The organism is Pseudovibrio sp. Alg231-02, assembly GCF_900143565.1.
Taxonomy (GTDB): domain Bacteria; phylum Pseudomonadota; class Alphaproteobacteria; order Rhizobiales; family Stappiaceae; genus Pseudovibrio.
Genome location: NZ_FREX01000013.1, coordinates 73652 through 92924, shown reverse-complemented (window position 1 = coordinate 92924; position 19273 = coordinate 73652). Strand labels below are relative to the sequence as shown.

At 48.2% G+C, this 19273-nt stretch carries 15 protein-coding genes; 7 read left to right on the top strand and 8 right to left on the bottom strand.

The features are described 5' to 3' along the window. Window positions 1-635 precede the first annotated feature (635 nt). A complete protein-coding gene (locus DHN43_RS24690) occupies window positions 636-1736 on the top strand; it encodes a calcium-binding protein (RefSeq protein ID WP_159096979.1) in 1101 nt (366 codons plus the stop codon). Window positions 1737-1923: 187 nt separating this feature from the next. On the opposite strand, the gene DHN43_RS24685 is transcribed toward DHN43_RS24690, so the two are convergent. The 4 genes from DHN43_RS24685 to DHN43_RS24670 all read right to left on the bottom strand — a co-directional run bounded on the left by DHN43_RS24685 (window position 1924) and on the right by DHN43_RS24670 (window position 6017). Beyond that, window positions 1924-3096, bottom strand: coding sequence for a cytochrome-c peroxidase (locus tag DHN43_RS24685; protein ID WP_108820421.1), 1173 nt, complete (start codon window positions 3094-3096; stop codon window positions 1924-1926). Beyond that, complete coding sequence (locus DHN43_RS24680; protein WP_108820420.1) at window positions 3096-3806, bottom strand: SCO family protein; 711 nt, start codon at window positions 3804-3806, stop codon at window positions 3096-3098. The genes DHN43_RS24685 and DHN43_RS24680 overlap by 1 nt, the downstream gene beginning before the upstream one ends. A 65-nt stretch (window positions 3807-3871) precedes the next feature. Continuing rightward, the gene (locus DHN43_RS24675; RefSeq protein ID WP_108820419.1) at window positions 3872-5182 is read right to left on the bottom strand and encodes a selenium-binding protein SBP56-related protein; all 1311 of its coding nucleotides are present in this window, start codon (window positions 5180-5182) and stop codon (window positions 3872-3874) included. A 22-nt stretch (window positions 5183-5204) separates the two neighbouring features. Next, window positions 5205-6017, bottom strand: coding sequence for an IclR family transcriptional regulator (locus DHN43_RS24670; RefSeq protein WP_108820418.1), 813 nt, complete (start codon window positions 6015-6017; stop codon window positions 5205-5207). Window positions 6018-6239: 222 nt separating this feature from the next. Between DHN43_RS24670 and DHN43_RS24665 the strand changes: the two genes are divergently transcribed. Continuing rightward, window positions 6240-7520 carry a 2-hydroxychromene-2-carboxylate isomerase gene (locus tag DHN43_RS24665; protein WP_108820417.1) on the top strand — a complete coding sequence of 427 codons (1281 nt, stop codon included), beginning with the start codon at window positions 6240-6242 and terminating at the stop codon, window positions 7518-7520. 103 nt (window positions 7521-7623) lie between these two features. Here the strand turns inward: DHN43_RS24665 and DHN43_RS24660 are convergent, their stop codons facing one another. The 4 genes from DHN43_RS24660 to DHN43_RS24645 all read right to left on the bottom strand — a co-directional run bounded on the left by DHN43_RS24660 (window position 7624) and on the right by DHN43_RS24645 (window position 12897). Further along, a complete protein-coding gene (locus DHN43_RS24660; RefSeq protein ID WP_208995618.1) occupies window positions 7624-8316 on the bottom strand; it encodes a hypothetical protein in 693 nt (230 codons plus the stop codon). 245 nt (window positions 8317-8561) lie between these two features. Then, on the bottom strand, window positions 8562-10775 hold the full coding sequence (locus tag DHN43_RS24655; protein WP_108820415.1) for a GumC family protein: 2214 nt from the start codon (window positions 10773-10775) through the stop codon (window positions 8562-8564). Between the two features lie 5 nt (window positions 10776-10780). Next, window positions 10781-12031: an outer membrane beta-barrel protein gene (locus DHN43_RS24650; protein ID WP_108820414.1), complete on the bottom strand. Its 1251-nt coding sequence runs from the start codon at window positions 12029-12031 to the stop codon at window positions 10781-10783. 254 nt (window positions 12032-12285) lie between these two features. Next, window positions 12286-12897, bottom strand: coding sequence for a sugar transferase (locus tag DHN43_RS24645; RefSeq protein WP_063296864.1), 612 nt, complete (start codon window positions 12895-12897; stop codon window positions 12286-12288). A gap of 945 nt (window positions 12898-13842) precedes the next feature. Here DHN43_RS24645 and DHN43_RS24640 point away from each other — a divergent pair. The 5 genes from DHN43_RS24640 (at window position 13843) to DHN43_RS24620 (ending at window position 19238) form a co-directional block, all read left to right on the top strand. Beyond that, a complete protein-coding gene (locus DHN43_RS24640) occupies window positions 13843-14952 on the top strand; it encodes a glycosyltransferase family 4 protein (protein ID WP_108820413.1) in 1110 nt (369 codons plus the stop codon). A gap of 165 nt (window positions 14953-15117) precedes the next feature. Beyond that, window positions 15118-15711, top strand: coding sequence for a polysaccharide biosynthesis/export family protein (locus DHN43_RS24635; RefSeq protein ID WP_208986661.1), 594 nt, complete (start codon window positions 15118-15120; stop codon window positions 15709-15711). A gap of 81 nt (window positions 15712-15792) precedes the next feature. Continuing rightward, window positions 15793-17091 (top strand): oligosaccharide flippase family protein, encoded by a 1299-nt coding sequence (locus tag DHN43_RS24630; protein ID WP_108820412.1) that lies wholly within the window; start codon window positions 15793-15795, stop codon window positions 17089-17091. A 6-nt stretch (window positions 17092-17097) separates the two neighbouring features. Beyond that, on the top strand, window positions 17098-18003 hold the full coding sequence (locus DHN43_RS24625; RefSeq protein WP_108820411.1) for an ATP-grasp fold amidoligase family protein: 906 nt from the start codon (window positions 17098-17100) through the stop codon (window positions 18001-18003). Continuing rightward, a complete protein-coding gene (locus DHN43_RS24620; RefSeq protein WP_063304888.1) occupies window positions 18000-19238 on the top strand; it encodes an O-antigen ligase family protein in 1239 nt (412 codons plus the stop codon). Before DHN43_RS24625 ends, DHN43_RS24620 begins: the two co-directional genes overlap by 4 nt. The last annotated feature ends 35 nt before the right edge of the window (window positions 19239-19273 follow it).

Here is a 19273-nt window from a genome sequence, read left to right as displayed (position 1 = left end):
GGGGATTTAAATTGTCACCGAAGAAGTTGAGGACTGGTAATTGTCTTTCATTCAGGAAGACAATTACCTTTTGGGGGTATGTTCAGGATATATGTAAAAAATTCCACCTGCTTGAAATAAAGCTTCTGCTCCTCCAAAATCGTTCAGTAAACTCATCCAGATACCTGAATTCTGAACTTTGATTGAGGAAACCAGTTATCTGAATTGATGTTTTCAGGACTTTGTAAACTTGTGATCAAAGGCAATGAGTTTAAGAATTCCTACGTTTCTTTGAACGTTAGAGCGAGCCTAAGGCACGCTTGGAAAAAATTACACGTATCATGAACATCCCCCAATAGCGCAGCATGAAAGCGGGCCACCTGTGTAAACCTAGGTAAAAGTGTTCGGCGGACCCCGTTAGTAACTCAAATATTGATACCCAAGCTTGAACTCCGAGATACAACATATGGCGAGCAACCAACTCTCAACTTAATTGCCCCACACTTTTTGGCACTCTTTAATTTAGTAAAATAAAGTGTAAATTATTTTTTCAAAACTTGTCGTTGCAAACCTTATCTATAGCATCCCCCCCCTGTACGATTGCACTGCCGGATATGATTGTAGTTAGTGTTTTTATTTGTATAGAGGTTACACTAATGGCACTAATTCTAGGTACAACTGCTGCAGATTTCTTATACGGCACAATTCACAACGACAAAATATATGGTTATTCTGGAGATGACCTTATCTTTGCGACCGGTGGGAATAACTTGATTTATGCAGGCATCGGGAATGATACTGTGTTCAGTGGCGGAGGATCGGACACTTTATATGGTGGTAGCGGGCGTGACGAAGTAGTCTATGCAACTCTACGCGAAGGTGTGGGAGTTACTGTAAACCTTCAATCTGGGAGGTCATTCTATTCAAAAACAGGCGCGAGAGACACTCTATACGATTTCGAAGATGTCACAGGAACAATCTATTCTGACTTTCTGACGGGCGACAACGGCGCGAACACTCTCACTGGAAACGGAGGCGACGACTATATCTATGGGATGAGAGGAGATGACACCCTTTATGGCGGGAGTGGAAATGACTACATTTACGGAGGCTCGGGCTTAGACAAGCTTTATGGCGGTTCCGGGAACGACACAATGGTAGATTTCGGGGCAAACACAATTTTCGACGGTGGACGAGGCAATGATACCGTTTCCTATAGCACTCTACACCTAACTGGTTTGTTTGTTAATTTGTCGGAAGGAAAGGCTGAATTTGGAAAGAGAACACAAACCTTAGCAAGCATTGAGAATGTTAGCGGATCAGATCATGGCGATGTTATCTTGGGCAACGAAGCCAATAATGTTCTTAAAGGCTACAACGGTTCAGATATTCTTTTTGGACAGAAGGGAGATGACTATCTCGATGGAGGTAACGGTAACGATTACCTTGAGGGAGGATACGGAAACGACGTTCTTAGAGGGGGGCCTGCTTCCGATAGCGCAGCTAAAGACAGGTTTGTTTTTTCAGCTCTATCTCCCTCAGATAACACTGGGCACGACGTGATTCTCGACTTCGACCAAACAGATGTAGTGGATATCCATCAGCACCGAGCCGCTTATAGTTGGTCAGGTTTTTCTGAGATCCTAGAGCACATGCGAATTGATGGAAATGACGTGATATTGGAACTCGGATCCGGTTCTGTCCGTTTTGAAAATTGGGATATTGATAATTTCAGAGAAGATATGTTTATTTTATGATTCTTGCATATTTGAGGCGCTTGATACTAGCGCCTCACCTGCCAGCGAATAAACTAGACGCAACGGCTCGCAAAATAGCTGTCCTTTCTCTAAGAGCAACTGCCCACACGAATGTTGCGAAGTGTTTTTATGCGTGACCTAGGCGTGTCTCAAATTGAACCTTTTGAAGCAAACCACTCATTTCATGTCATCCTCTTGCTTCGCTTATCAGGCAGTCGAGATCAGGAGAGGTCAGGCTTTGCAGAAAGGCTTCGAGGTCTTGTTTTTCTGCTCCCGTAAGACCAAGCGGGCGGATGCGTGGGTCTTGACCACTCAGTTGTGATCTGCCTTGGTCGTAGAACTCAATAACCTGCGAAATCGTACTGAGATGGCCGTCGTGCATATAAGGTGGCGTTACTGTGAGATTACGCAGTGAAGGCGTGCGAAATCTCCATCTGTCAACTGGGTCCTCTGTTACCTCATATCGCCCTAGATCAGCTTCGCGTTCAGCACTAACAGATTGGATTTTTGAAAATTCCATCTGATGCACCACTCCGGGGGCAACTTGCACAGGAATGCTTGCCGGGGGATTTTGGCGCTTCTCTTCACGCATCTGACCATATCCGGTGTCATGGAAAAGCTCATCCGTAAAGAGGGCGTAGTCATCTTCGATCAGATGGCAATCACTGCAGCCCGCTTTGCCGTTAAATACCTGAAAACCATGCTTAACATCGGCACTAACAGCAGTTTCATCACCACCAAAGTACCATTGATCAAAGGGACTGTTCCCCGCAAGGATTGTTCTTTGATATGCGCCAAGGGCCATCCCAATCCTGTCGAGAGACGCCTGAGCCTCAAAGGCATCCTCGAACATCTGCACATAGTCCGGAATCTCCTTCAAAAGAGCAACAACACGTCCCGCAGACGGATTCGCCATTTCATTTCGTGCGGTTAACGGACCGATAAACTGTGTCTCTAATGCATGATCCCGGCCATCATGAAACAGCACATTCAGGTATCCAACATTCAAAATGCTTGGTGAGTTTCGCTTAAGACTGCGCCCTTCAACACCGATGGCTGTGCTCAGCTCCCAATTGGTGAACCCTTGTTCTGGAACATGGCACATGGCGCAAGACATTGTGCGATTGATCGACAAGCGCCGATCGAAAAACAACTTCCGGCCCAACCCAATCTTCGCGACACTAGGCGGGTTGTCATGTGGATGGGGGACGGGCGGAAGTCCAAGCGGGGTAGAAAGGCTCCGCTTCAAAGCCACTACAGACCAGTTTTCCGGGTCTGCTATGCAATGCGATTGTGCATGTGCGCCATCTGCCCAACACAGGAGACTGCCAATCAGACATGTAAGGAACCACTGGCGCATTATGACCTGCTTTCTTCCAGTAAAAGCGTCTCCACGTCTGTGATCAGGAGCCTCGGGTCGATGGTTCCAAGGCCATAGACGTTGCGTACAACGCCTTCGCGATCAACCAGATACATCCGTAAAAGATGATTGATGACCTCCTGATCGTTCGAACGATCAATGACTTGGCCAAAACCATCCAGAATAGGCTGCAGATCTGTCATGCCTGAACTCGTAAGCACGTGCCATTTCAGCTTCTGATCAGCATTCGCATCGATTTGAAGGGGATATGAAAAGGAGTTGATGGCCTCGACTGTATCGCGGGCAGGATCAAAACTGATAGTGATCAGCTGAACATCTTCTCGCAGTCCGGGAAGCTTCTCGCTGGCATCGTGAATTTCAAAGAGCGTCGACATGGCGATAGGACACCCATTCTCATCGCCGCACATCAGATAGACAAAGCTCACCAGATTGATCTTGCCTCTGGTCAGCGCTGCAAGTGAATGTGTCTGTCCATTTACATCCAGAACCTGTCCATCTGGCGCCGTCCTAAACCGGTTCAGTGTGTAAGAGCCCGGCTTGGGAGGATCAAACTGAAACTCTTCATGAGGGGTAAAGGCATCTGCAAATGGGCGAGTGGGAGCAGCTTGTCCGGCCATTAAGGTATACCAGAGTGCTGGAAGTGTTGCTGCAACACCACTGAAGACGAGGAGTTTTTTCAATACACGCATGCATCAGACCTAATGAGTTAGAAAAGCATGGGGCAACACGCGTGCTGCCCCAAAACGAGTTTGATCTAGCTGGTGTACAGCTCAGAACTGCCAAAACGCATGATGTGCGCACGGCCAAGGCCGAGCTTGTAAAAATCGATATCAAAATCCTCGATCAGCTCTTTCCCATCCCAGGTGTATGCACGCAGATATTGCACATCGTCGTCACCCTTTTTGTCCCAGTTTGCCAGCAAGGAAGAGCTGAAGTAGACCCGTTTCCCATCCCAGCTCTGGCTGACCATGTTGACCTGACGGTCGATGGTTTTCTCATAAATTTGAAAGGGGTTATGCGGATCGGAAATATCAAAGAGCCGCGTCTTGCCATCCATGAAGCTGTTGACCCACAGTGTCTGATCATCAGCAGCTATGGAGATATCGACGGGAAGCGGAATGTCCGCAGGGTTTCCAATATCCGCTACATCTTTGGCCTGCCATTCCCCACTGTCGTCCTCATAAATCAGCCAGAGTTTGGAGGTGAGAGCGGTCGTAGAGAATGCATAGTTCGCATTCGGGCCCCATGGGAAGCGGATCTCCAGGGGAGCGCCCGGCACGTTGAAGACCTTACGCGGCTGACGAGTATGCAGATCCCATTGAACGATCGTATTGCCAAACCGTTTCATCGCGTCGGCATCTTGCAGCATCTGCCCAAAATCCATCATGTAGTTTGACCAGCCAGTAAAGGAGGAGGTCAACATGATGTTCTTGCGAATGAGTGCGCGAATGTCATAGCCATAACCGTCCGCAACAGCATCCCCCACAGCAACGGCACCCTGCATGTCACTAGCGGTTGGCATCCAATAAGTCGCCACGTAATCGCCGGCATCGTTGTATTCAACCAGTGCCGTACGCCCACCGTGATCATCATCATTGGAAAGCCCGGTGATCATCATGCTGCCGGGAAGGGCAAAGAATGTATGTGGCCCGACAACGCCCCCTGAATCCTTGACAAAAGTCTCGATGGTTTTGTGGAGGGATGGCTTTGATGGGTCACTATGTACGTCGAAGATGAAAATGCGATTGGTATCCAGACCACCAGTCCAGAAATAGCGACGATCTGCTGAAAARCCACCATGATGTGCTTCATTCCGTCCGCCGACAGAAAGACTATTGATCACCTGACCGCGCATGGGCGAGTCTGGCCGCAGATCAATGGTAACAAGCTTATCTTGCTCATCGCCCATTCCCTCAACGCCGAGTGTCCAGACATAAACGAATTCTTCCTGCCCGGTAATCTTGGGCATATAAGGTGACTGACAGGTTTCATCAGCAAAAGCTCTAAACGGTCCGGCAGCCGCTGCAGCAGCAACAACCAGTGCACCAAATTCTCTTCTATTCATAAGATCCTCCCATAGAAATTAATTAATGAGTATTTCGAGTTGCCTCCAACTCGCCGGAAAGAGCCTCCAAATTTGTTCTCTCGGCATCAACAATTGAGCAGTGCTGAATGGCAGCTGCAGCGCGTATGTTTTCTTCTTTGAGTACTGGTAAAATATGCGTGCGAAGTCGCGGTTTTATGCGGTTTTGGGGGCCAACAACACCCATGCTGAAGAGTGCTCCAAGTCGGTCAACCATAATGGGCACGGCAATGCTGGTGACACCGTCATCAATCTCGCCATCACAAAGCGCAAAGCCATCGCGCCGCACGGTCTCCAGCTCAGCAGCGATATCAGAACTGTCAATGAGAGTGGCTTGCGTAAATTGCACGCGTTCGGTTCGCAGCAGTTCATCTCGCAGTTCGGGCAATATGAAAGCAGCAATGGCTTTGGCGGAGGAGCAAGCATGAACAGGCCGGGTCCCGAGGCCGGGGTAAATATAAGATATGGATGGATCACTGGGAGGCTCAACATGGATAAGGTCCACACGGCCACCACGATATCGTGCCAAAAAAGCCGTCTCACCAAGTTCAATCACCAGCCGGTGGATCATAGCAGAGACAGCTTTGATCACATGTGACTCTGATTTTCCTGTGAGGGCAATTTTGATAAACCGGATACCCAGAACATACCGTTTGCCGTCCTCAACCTCATCCAGAAAGCCGCAGCGAAGCAGAGACGACAGGTTCCGATAGATGGTTGCTCTGGGAAGCTTGGTCATCTGCGCAAGATCGTTCGCACTGACCGGCTTGGCGGCTCCAGCAACAGATTCCAGCAGCTGTATCAAACGTTCTTGCATGAGATTCTCACAATATGGACGTTTGAAGCGTATTCTGAGAAAAGTTTATCCGACAATCCGTGAAATTTGACAGGGAGGAACTGCCTTTTTGTAGCTTACGTATTACGATTATGCGTCATTGAACGTCCGTTAGGTTTGCAGGCATCAATCAAACGCCTCGTTGCAGCAAAAGAAATAGCAGGTTAACGTTGCCTCTCACTCTTGGATGGAGGAGCCGTCTCTATGTCGTTTCACTCAGCAATAAAGTCGAGAATTGCAGAATACATTACGAGTGAAACCAGAGTGCAGCGAAAACGGGCCTCCTACGAAAAACAACGAAGCCGACGAGGTGAGGCGCATGAAGTACACTATTTTCATCATGCTGCGGATCCATACGCTCACCTAACACTTCAAATGCTTGGCGACTTTCAGCGGCACTATGCAGTCGCCCTGAAGATCCATTTGATCTCTGGCCCGCCTGACTGGGCCGTACCAGAAAGGTCAGCGTTGGAAGCATATGCTTCCGTGGATGCGGCCTTCCTTGCCAAACATTACGGCCTGACAGGCAGGCCTTTTGAACCTCCAGATGAAGCTCAAATCAGTCAAGCTGAAACGCTAATGGCAGAGGAACTCGCCAACGATGCATGCGTGAGTAAGCTGCTGGAAATAAGTACTAAATTGTGGTCTGGAGAAAAACTCCAATCTTCAGTGGAGGGCGACAAGGTTGATCAAGCCAAAACCTGCGGTGATGCGCTCCTGGCAAAATACGGACACTATCTTGGTGCGACCTTTTATTATGGCGATGAATGGTATTGGGGCATCGACCGGCTACACTATCTCCAGGATCGCCTGCATGAGCTTGGACTTGGGCCTTCAGCCTCCAAGTTGGCGCCAGCAGTAGCGCAAAGGCGACATTCTCATAGACCGCCAGCACATATAGAGGTCGATTTTTTCCTGTCGTTCCGGAGTCCATACTCGTACCTGGCGTTTGACCGCACATGCACTCTGGCTGATCGGCAGGGGGTAAAGCTGAACATTCGACCCGTCTTGCCCATGGTCATGCGTGGCTTGCCAGTACCGCCTATGAAGCGGAAGTACATTTTGGCTGATGCCGCGCGTGAAGCCCGTTTGCATGCCATTCCATTTGGCCGGATTTGCGACCCACTGGGAACAGCAATCGAGCGAGGCTACTCACTCCTCGAGTTTGCTGAGAAGAATGACAGGCTTAGGGAATTTTGCAGTGCCTTTATGACTGGCGTGTGGGCGAAAGGTGTTGATGCAAGCACAGATAAAGGCTTGTCACGCATCCTCTCAGATGCTGGTCTGGATTGGCAGCAGGCACGTCTGGTCGTCGACAATGAAGATTGGCGTGCAAGAACAGAGCAAAACCGCAAGGAACTTACAGAGCTCGGGCTTTGGGGCGTGCCCAGCTTTCGAGTTGGAGCCACCGGTATATGGGGGCAGGACCGCCTCTGGGCAGTCGAAGACGCCATATGCGATGCCACTCTAACTGTCGAAAACTAGATGACGTTCTCATCAGGTGTCATTTGAGAAGCAAAACCTGGTAGAGATGCCAAGGCAGCCACGGGATACGGAAGGATCCCATGGCTTGATCAATCAGGCTCGTTTAGGCGTTACCAAGGAATGCCTGAAACGCATTAACGCGTTCTGCATGCTCACGTGGGTTAGCAGAATGTTTGACGAGTTTTGCAAGCAACTCGGTACAAGTCTGACAACGCGCACGCAGGGCATTGTCTTCCTCGGTGATCTCATAACCGTCGAGTTTTTCGTTTTCTTCCAGTGAAGAGACCGCATGAGCTGTGCGGGCAATGGCTTGCGCCAGTACTTTATCCAAAATCACTTGTGCTCGTCCTTCAAACTCATCCTTCTCGGTGAGGTTAGAAAGGTGAGGGCACATGAAGGTGATGTCCTCCGCAATAGCACTCTTCATCGTAAAGGAAACGTGCTTGAGCGCCTTTGAGACAACCGGAGGCATGCGGCCAACCGAAATGTCATAGCCCGCCATCAGCAGCGAATTTGGCAGGTTTTCAGAGTATTGCATCAATGCCAGGTAGAAAAAGCCGGAGCACTGGAACAGATCAATCGCAGCTCCCTGCGCCACTTCACTCTTTTCAGTCTCGCGATCCAGCAATGCAGCCAGTTCGCATAACGCAGTAAAACGCTCTTCCATACGTTTTTGGGCATCCTCTAAGCCATTCGCAAAAGCTTTAGGTGATCCACTGGCCGTTGGAAACAGAGGACTAGAAGTGTCAAAGTGATCAGCCAGTTTTCTGGCCGCATTTTCGATTTGTTCAGACAAGGTGCATCCCCTGATCATAAGAGCCGAGCATTCAGCTTCCTACATCACAAATAAACCGGGATGCAATGCGTAGCAGGTCAGAGTGGCAAGAGATTACTTAGTAACGCACTGATAAATCGTGGCTCAGGAAAATGGGCGGACTTGAAGCGATATTGCAGTGTTTCTGGAGAGTTGAGAGTACCCTCCATGGTCAGTCCTGCTAGACCATGGAGGGTGGAACTTACTTGGCTATCCTGGCTAATCGATCACTTATAATAGCCGTATCCATAAGACGCCTGGTGTTTGTTGAGTTTGGCTTTGCTCACATCGAAATTGTTCAAAATGACTCCGAGCGTCTTTCCTGGAGTTTGATCCAGGAGGTCTTTTGCCTGCTCAACTAAACCGCCGTCCGTATGGTTCCATGAGGCAACCAGCACGGTTGCGTCAACGACATGAGAGAGTACACGGCTGTCAATCAGTGGTAATGTTGGAGGACTATCGATGATAACCAGATCAAAAGACTTACTGGCTCCATCCAGCAGTGTTTTCATTGCTTTGGAAGAGAGCAGTTCGGCTGTCTCCCAGAGTTCTCTGTGACTTGGAGCAGGCAAATAATAAAGGTTTGAGCCTTCTTCATGTTTGGTAGCCTCAGCAAAGGTCACTTTTCCTGTCAGGACATCTGCAAGGCTCTTTTCATTCAGATCTCCCGGCGCATCTGCCGAGATCTGACGACGCATATCGGCATCAATAAACAGCACCCGCTCTCCAGCCTTCGCAGTGTAGTGAGCCAGATTGCGTGAAATGGTGGATTTGCCTTCTCCTGGAATGGCCGAGGTAATCAGCAATGTTTTGATCGGGTTGTCCAGACGCGAGAATTTGACCCGTGATCGCAATTCGCGAATGGATTCCGCGTAATGGCTCAGTGGGTTTGCCGATGCAAACTTAAAAATTCCTTTATTTAATGCATGGCTGCTTTTATAATTTCGTTGCGTACGTGGACTTTTAGCCATTAAGAAGCCAAAGATTGAGGTCATACGCGACTTAGTAGCGTAATGGTCTATCAGTGGCACTTGCGAAAAGAGCGGGAGGCCGATGCGGCTTTCAACGTCTTCTTTTGTTTTTAATGTGCTGTCGAAAAGCTCGATGATAAGTGCAAGCAAAGTTCCGATAATCAGACCCAAAACTAGAGAGACAACGAGAAACAATCTCTTATTTGGAAAGCTGGCGAGACTCGGAATTTCTGCGCGGCTTAATACCCTACTGCTAACAGAATCCATCTTCTCAAACTCTTGAGTTTCCTTAAGGCGTGCAAGAAAAGATTCATAAAGAGTTCTGTTTGCAGCTGCTTCTCGAACCAACTCACGTAAGTACACCTGCGCATGATTTTCTGTACTTGTTACATCACGCAATTTTTCAAGGCTGTCAAAGATTGAAGTTTCACGACGTTCTGCAACTGCTAGTTCATTTTGAGCGGTGTCAACAATACGCTGCAACTCTTTTTCAATTTGCTGACGCAGATCAATCAACTGAGAGCGAACACTCACCACTGCTGGATGCTTATGACTATATTTTACAGTAAGTGCTGCCTCTTTGCGTTCTACTTCAGATGCTTTTGCACGTAACTGAGTAATCACCGCAGATTGTGCAGCATCAGCAAACGATGAGGTAGAGCCACCTCGGACACGGACCTTCTCAATTTGGTCGACTCGGGCTTGAGCTTCAGCAGTTTTTGTTTGCGCGAATACAAGTTGTTGATTCAATGTGGCGATCTGTCTCTCATTGATCGTCCCACCACCCGCAACCTGCAGGTTGAATTCACTTCTGAATTGTTCAACAGCTTGCTCAGAACTGCGGACTTTCACGCCGAGCTCGGACAGGCGAACGCTCAACCATTCACTTGCTTCGCGAATGGCATCGTATTTGGTTGCCAATCGGTCTGCTAGATAAGCATCAGCAAAACCATTTGCTAGGTTAGCAGCCATCTCAGGAGAGTTTGCTTGATAAGAGAGGTCCACAACGGTGGTATTGCGGTTCAACGTAACATTAAGCCCGTTGAGAACTCGTTGCTCAAGACTGGCTGATGCAGGAGGTTCACCGGTGATCTTCGCAAACACCTCCGATAGATAAGAAGGAGTGAGTTGAAACTCTGATGAATTCTCTAAGTCATGTTCATTGATGACGCGCTTAGCAACAGCATTTGAGCTGAAAATTTCGATCTGACTCTTCAAGAGTTTGTCGTCGGAGCCAAAACCACTAAGTATTGCTTTAACATCAACTACATTCGCAGCCCTTGTTTCAATGTAGACTGAGGTAATTGCTGTGTATTTAGGCGAAGTTACCATAGAATATGTGACACCAAGGATGGTGACAATGCCAGTGACACTGAGGATCACCAGCCAGTAATTGCGCAAAAACTGAAAAACCAGTCGAAGATTGATTGTGTCTTCTGGTGTGGCATTCGATGCTAGGGAATTTTGCATGGATCTCAATACTCTACTCTTGCGTTGATCCCTATCAGATGCCGGCTGTAGCTGCTTGCAGCTTCAGTAGACTTGAGCCTCTCAAAGTCATAGTAGGCACCGAACTTCAGGTTGCGGTTGATGAGATGTTTTGTTTCCAGTCTCGCACGCAGTGTATCGTCGCTGCGGCTGGTGCCTGCGAAGTCCTCGCGTTTGAAAGAGAAAATTGGTGAAATGACAAAGTTCCGTCGGAGTTCGTAATCCATTGAAACTTTTGCGGTTGAGGTGAGTTTGCTGACATATCCGTCCAGTGAGCTCTCTTCCACCGCTTGGCGCCCGTCGAAGTTTACGACCAGGAGCGGAGAGGGCATCCATTGAACATCAACATTGAAAGAATAGGTTGAAATGTCTCCGCGGCTGCCCAGATCATAATCCTGTCTGAGATACCCGATACCAGCAGCGCCGTGCAGATTGCCGCGTTTATCCAGCTCCAGTCCCGTCAGAAACTCAAACCCATTTGAGTCCCGATTTTCTGCACCGGTCGCCTTCCAGTCGCGCGCATCAAATTCCGCGCTAACAAAAGCGCTGAACCCCGGCGAAAAGGCATAATTGATTTTGCCTAGCAGATTATATCGTGTGCCATCGCGTGCGTCTTGATCAATGGTGCCGCCATCCTTGGCCTCAACGTCATGGTAGTTGTAATGATTTACAGAACCGCCGCCAATGAACCTCAGGCGATTGAAGACCTTTGAAACCCGGGCAGACGCGGAGTAAGCATCACGTCTTACGCCGTGTTTTGCGTCTGAAGGGCCATCCGCATCACCCAACCCATATTGTCTGGATTCAATGCTTGTGCCGAGGTCCAATGCAAAATCTTTAAGGACTTCAAGCTGTGCTCCAGCTGAAGCGCGTCCTGACAACGTGGAGGCATCTGAATTGGAAAATACCTGCTTACGTTGCCCAGACAAGCCGAAGTGAATGCGATGACGTGACATGTCTGAGTTGATCGCAAGCGCTGGAGCAAAGACGCCCACCATGCTGCTTTCTTGATGATCTCTCGTTTTATAAAGATTGCTGTCGAAAGAGAGCCCGGAGGTTAAGGATGGCATGAAAACCCAGTTTGCATGCCGAATACCTTGAGCATTGTATTCCGGATGAGAGCGCAGGCTATATCCGCCCCCGTTTTGCAAGAGAGCGCTGGAAAGATCTGAAGCCGTCGCAGCATCAAGAGCTGAAACGGCCATGCAGGCTGCAAAAGTGAACTTCACGCCATTCATGTAAGCACCAAGGAAAGCAGATATATCTTTACGCTACACATTTGATTGGAACTCATTTTCCGCTGCTGTTTTTGTTTTGTGACGGGCCCAGACCGACGAGAGAGGCTCGTGCTAGCTCGATGCGTTTATGTCGTGTCTAATGAGATGAAAGTGACGTTCTGTGCGCCTGCATGTTCTGGGCGTTGCTTGAACGATTCTGACCTCACCACCGAGGAAAAGAGCGGAATTTAACCCACTCTTTTCACTCGCAAAGTTCAGTCCTTCTGCGACACTGAAAGTTGGCTGCCCTGAAATTCTGGCATGGTTGCGTGCCCCGCAGCGCTAATGCCTTCTCTACGCAGAACGATAATCATGGTCATGAAGATGATTTTCATATCGAGCCAAAAACTCTTGTTCTCGACGTACCAGACATCCAGCTCGAATCTGGAATCCCAATCGATGCTGTTGCGTCCGTTGACCTGTGCCCAGCCAGTAATGCCTGGTTTCACAAAGTGACGCATCATTTGACGCTTCGAATAGTGCTTCAAAAAGCCAGCATGTTGAGGACGAGGCCCAACAACAGACATTTCGCCCTTCAAAACATTCAGGAAACCTGGAAGCTCATCAATGCTTGTTGCACGCAAGATACGACCGAATAAGGTTAGTCGCTGATCGTCCGGAAGAAGTTTGCCAGATGCATCACGTTCCTCGGTCATGCTCCGAAACTTGTAAATTTGGAAGACTTCGCCGTTTAGTCCGGCACGATCTTGCTTGAAAATGATTGGGCTGCCCAGTCTGGTGCGTACCAAGATAGCTACCAAGATCATGATGGGTGATACAATCAGCAAGATAGCAAAACTAAAGACTACATCGAATATTCTAATCATGGTGCACTTCTAACTACTGTCGCTCACGGAAAGAAATACTTCATCCCGCCATGGTCTCAATTTGAGCAAGCCCCCAACACCCTCAGAAGAGCTACCTCACGAACTGTTTGCGATACTGCATGCCGGTCTTGCTTTGCCTATATCCCCTGCAAAGCTCAACCACCCGCTGAATGACGCAACAGAAAACCAGATCTACGCATCGCATTAGTTAGAGTTTTCGTAAAATTCTTACCAATGCTATTCTGATTTCAATTGGGGTAGGTATTTGATTCCAAGTAATAAAGTCAATATGATAAATATAGATTGTCACATAACTTAATTTATAAATATACATATAATAGTTTAACTATTTTAATCTGCGATTATACGAGAATTTTAACTAATATATACTTTAACGGCATTGAAGTATGTTTCATAAAATTTCCATAAAATGCCGCCCAGTTGTATCCTGCGTATTTTTTGGCGGAAAACATACGTTTTTGCGCTTCAATAATATGGGAATTAGATTGCCCATGCACGACTACTGGTTTTGAAAAATTCAATCTATCCTCTCAGTTTTTCAGAATATTCGTGAGATATGTTAAGAGAAGAACGCTGTGTTATAGTAGATAATTTAGTATAATTAGAATGAAATGGTAATGGTAATTTATTAAGTTAGATTTCAATTTGCGTAATCCTCACAATACTTCGCAAAATCATTTTATTGAATTGACTTAATCGCTTCTTGTAAAATATTTACGTCCTAGGTTGCTTTGGGTGCCAAGTGTTCACTGGGAATGTTCAGTAAAAATTTAATCTTACAGCAATCGTGCTCAGGCACTGCAGTGCAGGCCAGCATGGATCAGAAATCAACTTGTATTTGGGTTGCTCAGTCGCTCTGAAGGGGCAGCAGCAAGGGCAGGTGGGTTTGTTGTTATACCTAGTTTACTTGATTGAACAAGACAAATGAGAATACTTCTTGTTGCCAACAGCAGCTTTAAACTAATCAACTTCCGGCGTACTTTGATTGAGCAGTTACTGCGAGAAGGGCATGAGCTGATTGCAGCGGCCCCTCGCGATGACTACACGCCAGATTTCAAAAAAATGGGTGTGACATACATAGAACTCCCCATGGATGCCACTGGAACCTCTGTTGTCGCTGAACTAAAGCTGCTCCTGCGGATCTTCGGCATTACACGACGGTATCGACCCGATGCCGCATTGGGCTTTACAATTAAGCCCAACATTTACGGAGCTCTGTCTGCGCGCTTGCTCAGTATTCCGTTTATCCCGAATATTACAGGAATGGGCAGTGTCTTTGACCGTGATGATCTGTTCGCCCGTCTAATCAAAGGGCTCTATCGATCTGCATTTCGCAGATGCCCGCGGGTTTTCCTTCAAAACCCTGAGGATCTTGCCTTTTTTGTCAAAACAAGTCTGATTTCCAAAGAGCAAGCCTGCCTTTTGCCTGGGTCAGGCGTTGATCTTACAAATTTCCATTCAACGACTCTTCCGGGCAACAGTCATCGCCGAACTTTTACACTCGTCGCGCGGATGTTGCGCGAGAAGGGGGTTATGGAGTTTGTCGAGGCAGCTCGTGCTCTGTCTCCCAACTTTCCGGATGCCCGCTTCGTCTTATTGGGTCCGTCAGGCTCCGGAAAGGCCGGTGCATTAAGTGAAGACGATATGAAAAGACTGACAGCCGATGGGGTCGTTGAATACCTGGGCTCAGTAAAAGATGTTCGTCCGGTTGTCGCTGACGCAGATTGTGTTGTGCTTCCTTCCTACTACCGGGAAGGCACACCAAGATCGCTGCTTGAAGCCGCTGCTATGGGCCGTCCCATCATCACAACGACCATTCCAGGATGCAAGGACGTGGTTGATGAAGGTCAGAATGGCTTCCTCTGTGAGCCAAGAAGCACGCAATCAATTGAAACTGCAATGCGGCAGTTTCTTATGATGAGTGAGACCGCAATAAATGAGATGGGTCAAGCCTCACGCAAAAAGGCTGAACAGACCTTTGATGAGAGAATAGTAGTTGACCACTACACCTCTATTTTGCAGGCAACGGCCTAGGTCAAAACCTCTGTACTGTAAGCGTTTCAGAATGCCTTTAAAGTCCATTCCAGATCAACTTTGGTACGCAAAATCATCGGTTTACTCTTTCTTGTCCGGCATTGGTTCGCAACCACGCCAGCGGCAGGATGAAAGAGAGTTGAGACAGAAGAAAAGGGAATTGGTGTGAAGCAGAAACTGCTCAATGGCTTAACAGGTCTCGTTATCCTTGGCCTTCTGCAGGGCTGCGCTTCGGGCGAGTTCGCAGAACATAACACGCAAAGCCAGATGGCATCTGGCCGTGTCTTTTCACAGCCTGAGGTGTATCGGCTTGGTCCAAGTGACAAACTGCGTGTCATGGTGTTTGGAGAGCCGGACCTTTCAGGTGAGTTTGTTGTCGATGATCAGGGGAAGCTCGATCTACCTCTCATCGGTGATATTCCAGCTGGCAACAGCAGTGTAAAAGAGCTGGAATCCCGCATCATCACCGCACTCAAAGACGGCTACTTGAAAGAACCACGCGTGAGCCTGGAGGTTATCAGCTCACGCCCGTTCTTCATTCAGGGAGAAGTCGCACGGCCAGGAGAGTACTCCTATAAGAACGGACTGACCCTTCAGGACGCCATTGCTGTTGCTGGTGGATATTCTTATCGCGCGAATACATCAAACATCTTCATTCGGCCAGTTGGCAGCAACTATGAAGTGCCGGTGAACCTGACAGGTGCACGTCTATATCTGCGCCCTGGTGATAGCATCCGTATTCCAGAGAGATATTTCTAGTCCCGTGCAAACCAAAATGAAAACCATGCGACTGGCTCCTAAGCCAAAACGGTTCAGGTGTTCTGAAAAGGAACCACTGCTATGATCGCTCGCCTGCTCAGACATCAGGCTGGCATCAAGGTGCTGGCCCTCAAAGGCACTGAGGCCTTGGCAGGTGCTGCCATGACAATTTATCTGGCACGAATACTTGGACCTTCAGCTTTTGGTGTCTTTGCGTTCGGGCTCGCAACAATAATGTTGCTGGCAATCCCGATTAAAAACGGTGCATCCACGTTGATCACCAAGCATGTGGCCATTGCCCGTGAACGCAGCGGAGCAGAGCAGGCCGGACCTCTCCTGGCAACAGGACTGCGCTTGTCGCTTCTTTATGCAGGCGTGCCAATGGTGTGCCTTTGGACAGCTGTTGCATTAAGTGAAAACGCAAATGCCTTTGTTGTAAGTGTCGCACTCTTCTCTCTGGCTCTGCCATTCCTGTGCCTCACAGGCTTGATGGAGGGGGTTCTACGCGGCAGCTTCCGGCCTAATGCAGCAATCCTTGTCGGAACTGTACTTGTGCCACTGCTCGTCCTGGCAACTGCCTTTTTATTGACAGAGCAAATGCAGGCACAAGGCTGGAGGTTCGCTGTTGCAGTCTACATCGCAGCTGCAATCGCGATCACAATAATGAGCCTGGTACTTTCCCGCCCATATCTTGGCAACCTGCTACCGGTCCCAAAAGAAGACCGTATGGGTGGCCGTGAATGGCTACACCTCGTCGCTCCCTTTGCGATTGTGACTGGACTTCTGATCTTCAATCGGCAGATCGACACGATACTTCTGGGTGTGCTTGCCGGGGAAAAAGAAGCTGGAATCTACCGCATCGCCGCTCAGGCATCAGTGCTTGTCACATTCGGCGTGCAAGCCATCGGTCATCTTTACGCGCCCTATCTTGCGACAGCAGACAAATCGGCAGCTCCCTCGAAAATCTCAGGATACCTTCGCAAAAGTGTTCTCTTCTCAATCGCCTTTGGCCTGTTTGCTCTCGTGGCACTCGCAGTCTGGGGAGACGAAATTATCACCTTGTTAGCAGGGCCAGAATATCTGGCAGCCTATCCAGTGATGCTCATCCTTTGCGCTGCTAATCTGGCTGTGGCCGCAAACGGAGCAACTATGCAAGCGCTTTATATGCAAGGACACCAGAAGCGCACAGCTTGGATCTTCTTTGCATCGGGTGTTTTCTCCGTTGCTGCAAACGCGACGTTGATCCCGTATCTGGGCATCAACGGTGCAGCGATTGCATCCTCTGCAGCCATTCTTTCATGGTCACTGGGCCTTCGCTGGTTAGCTTGCGGAGTGTGGCGACTTTCTTATCTAACACTCTCACCTCGTGACCAGGAGTGACAGCTCATGAAGCTACAAAACTTCCTTCCAACCGGACATTTCTGGGATAATGCACTTTCTGTCTTAAACGCACGGAAACGCTTGGGATATTTTCCGAACCCGCGGAAACCACGCAGTTTTAACGAGCATATCCTTGCGCAAAAATGGGATTTTCGGGGGGATCTTGCACTCGCAAGTCGGGTGACCGACAAGGCCGAAGTCAAAAAATGGCTCGCTGAGATTGGTATGGAGCATTTGATTGTACCAACGCTCGGCGTATTTAAAAATACTTGGGATATTGAAGCGTTTCATTTCGAAGGTGAGCTTATTGCCAAGTCCACCCATGGCAGTGGTGAAGCTTTAATCAGGACTGCCCAGAATGGTCGTGCCTTCTCTATGGAAGACTTGGAGATTTTCCGTAGTTGGTTCTCAGAGGATTATTACAAGCGCAGCCGTGAACCTAACTACAAAGGACTTAGCAAACGGATTATCGTAGAGCCTTTGCTACGTGATGAAACAGGCAATCCACCTAAGGACTTCAAGTTCTTTTGTGCAGACGGTGAGCCTTTTGCTGTTCAGGTCGATCATGGCCGGTACACCCATCACACGCGCCAACTGTATGATACGAGTTGGCAACTTCTCCCTTATTCAATGTGCTATGAGCGCAATCCGGTCCCAATGCGCAAGCCAGCCTTGCTTGGTCAAGCCCTTGAGGCAGCACGCCAGCTATCAAAAGGCTTCGGATTTGTCCGCGTAGATTTCTATTTCATGCCAAAGGGCCTCAAACTAGGCGAAATGACATTCTTCCCAGGAAATGGTGCTGAGCGTTTTTCTCCAGCAGAAGGAGATGCTCAGTTGGGAAGGCAAATCAGGAAAGTCGGCTTTACTGCTGACCAGACAGCCGGAATGCAAAAAATGTCGGGCAAACAATGACGTTAAGTACTTCAAAAATTGCTCTCTTTTGCGTCTGGCTGGCGACTGTGGCATCAGGGCTGACTAAAACCTTGTCACCTCCAGGGCAAGGAATTGGAGGGCGTGTCTCAATAGGAGATCTGATCCTCATCCTGCTGATTGGCCTGTCATTTCTGATGATTATGCGAAATGGTGGAAGAATTCGCATAACGCGCCATTATCTCAGCATCTTACCGATTTTTGCAATTTTTTTCATTTCAGGCACTTTTGCTGATGATCAGCAGGGCGCTTACATCGAGTTATGCGTTCATATATTTGCTGTTCTGTTTTCGCTCGCACTTCTTAACTTATTACCTGAGAAAATGGATTTAGCCTTCGCCAGAAAGCTAACTAAAGCGCTCCTTTTAGGCGCCTCGCTATTGGCGCTATACGGTATTGCAGTACTCTTTGTCTTCCCACATCTGAACCCAGTTGTTGGCGGATTGGCAGGTAGTTTCCGTAATACAGGGCAGGCCGGAAACTACTTTTTGGTGTTCTCTACGATTGGTTTAGCGGCCATATTGTCAGGCTTGATCCCACGAACGTTTTTAAATGCCTCAATGGTTTTGACAATCTTGTTAGCGCTCATCTTGACAGGAAAACGTGCCTCACTTTTAGGCCTTGTAATTGGTTTTCTTCTCCTGTTGCTCATTCTTATGGTTGTTTCACGTAAAAGCTCAGATGCACGAGTTGGCAGCATGTTTGTCATTTCTTCTATTGTGATAGGCGTTCTGGTTTTCTTTGTAATTTCCCTTTCTCTTTCAACAGTGGAAGGTGCAATGTGGCGTTTTGAGGCAAAATTCACGAAATCAGGCTTGGAGAACTTCTCCACAGGCTTTTACTTCAGCAATATTTTGGCTGGCTTTACTGCATTTTCAGATCGTCCAATCTTGGGTGTTGGCCTTGGCAACATTGAGGGGGTTTACCACGAGTTCGAGATCCACAGCACCTATGTCGCGCTTCTGGCAACCTCAGGAGTTGTCGGATTCATGGGGTATTTTTTCTTTCTTTATCATATCATGCGAAGCGTCTTTATTCTGAAGTGGAACAACGAAATGGAACGTTTCTTGGTTTTCTTCTTTCCGTTTATAGTCGGTCAGGCAGGAGCTTGGATGTATACCTACACAGTTCGAAAACGGGAATTCTGGATCACAATTTTCTTACTGGCGACATTTACAGTGATACGTAAGCAGTTACATAAAAAAGTTAATTCCTGAAGCAGGGCAATTTTTAATTCAAGCCCAGATTTTTG

What these genes read in the sequence shown, in the direction of transcription:
- DHN43_RS24620 (WP_063304888.1), top strand. Translation starts at nt 18,000, where the DNA reads ATGACGTTAAGTACTTCAAAAATTGCTCTCTTTTGCGTCTGGCTGGCG.
- DHN43_RS24680 (WP_108820420.1), bottom strand. Translation starts at nt 3,806, where the DNA reads ATGCGTGTATTGAAAAAACTCCTCGTCTTCAGTGGTGTTGCAGCAACA.
- DHN43_RS24625 (WP_108820411.1), top strand. Translation starts at nt 17,098, where the DNA reads ATGAAGCTACAAAACTTCCTTCCAACCGGACATTTCTGGGATAATGCA.
- DHN43_RS24645 (WP_063296864.1), bottom strand. Translation starts at nt 12,897, where the DNA reads ATGATTAGAATATTCGATGTAGTCTTTAGTTTTGCTATCTTGCTGATT.
- DHN43_RS24640 (WP_108820413.1), top strand. Translation starts at nt 13,843, where the DNA reads ATGAGAATACTTCTTGTTGCCAACAGCAGCTTTAAACTAATCAACTTC.
- DHN43_RS24685 (WP_108820421.1), bottom strand. Translation starts at nt 3,096, where the DNA reads ATGCGCCAGTGGTTCCTTACATGTCTGATTGGCAGTCTCCTGTGTTGG.
- DHN43_RS24665 (WP_108820417.1), top strand. Translation starts at nt 6,240, where the DNA reads ATGTCGTTTCACTCAGCAATAAAGTCGAGAATTGCAGAATACATTACG.
- DHN43_RS24690 (WP_159096979.1), top strand. Translation starts at nt 636, where the DNA reads ATGGCACTAATTCTAGGTACAACTGCTGCAGATTTCTTATACGGCACA.
- DHN43_RS24650 (WP_108820414.1), bottom strand. Translation starts at nt 12,031, where the DNA reads ATGAATGGCGTGAAGTTCACTTTTGCAGCCTGCATGGCCGTTTCAGCT.
- DHN43_RS24655 (WP_108820415.1), bottom strand. Translation starts at nt 10,775, where the DNA reads ATGCAAAATTCCCTAGCATCGAATGCCACACCAGAAGACACAATCAAT.
- DHN43_RS24670 (WP_108820418.1), bottom strand. Translation starts at nt 6,017, where the DNA reads ATGCAAGAACGTTTGATACAGCTGCTGGAATCTGTTGCTGGAGCCGCC.
- DHN43_RS24630 (WP_108820412.1), top strand. Translation starts at nt 15,793, where the DNA reads ATGATCGCTCGCCTGCTCAGACATCAGGCTGGCATCAAGGTGCTGGCC.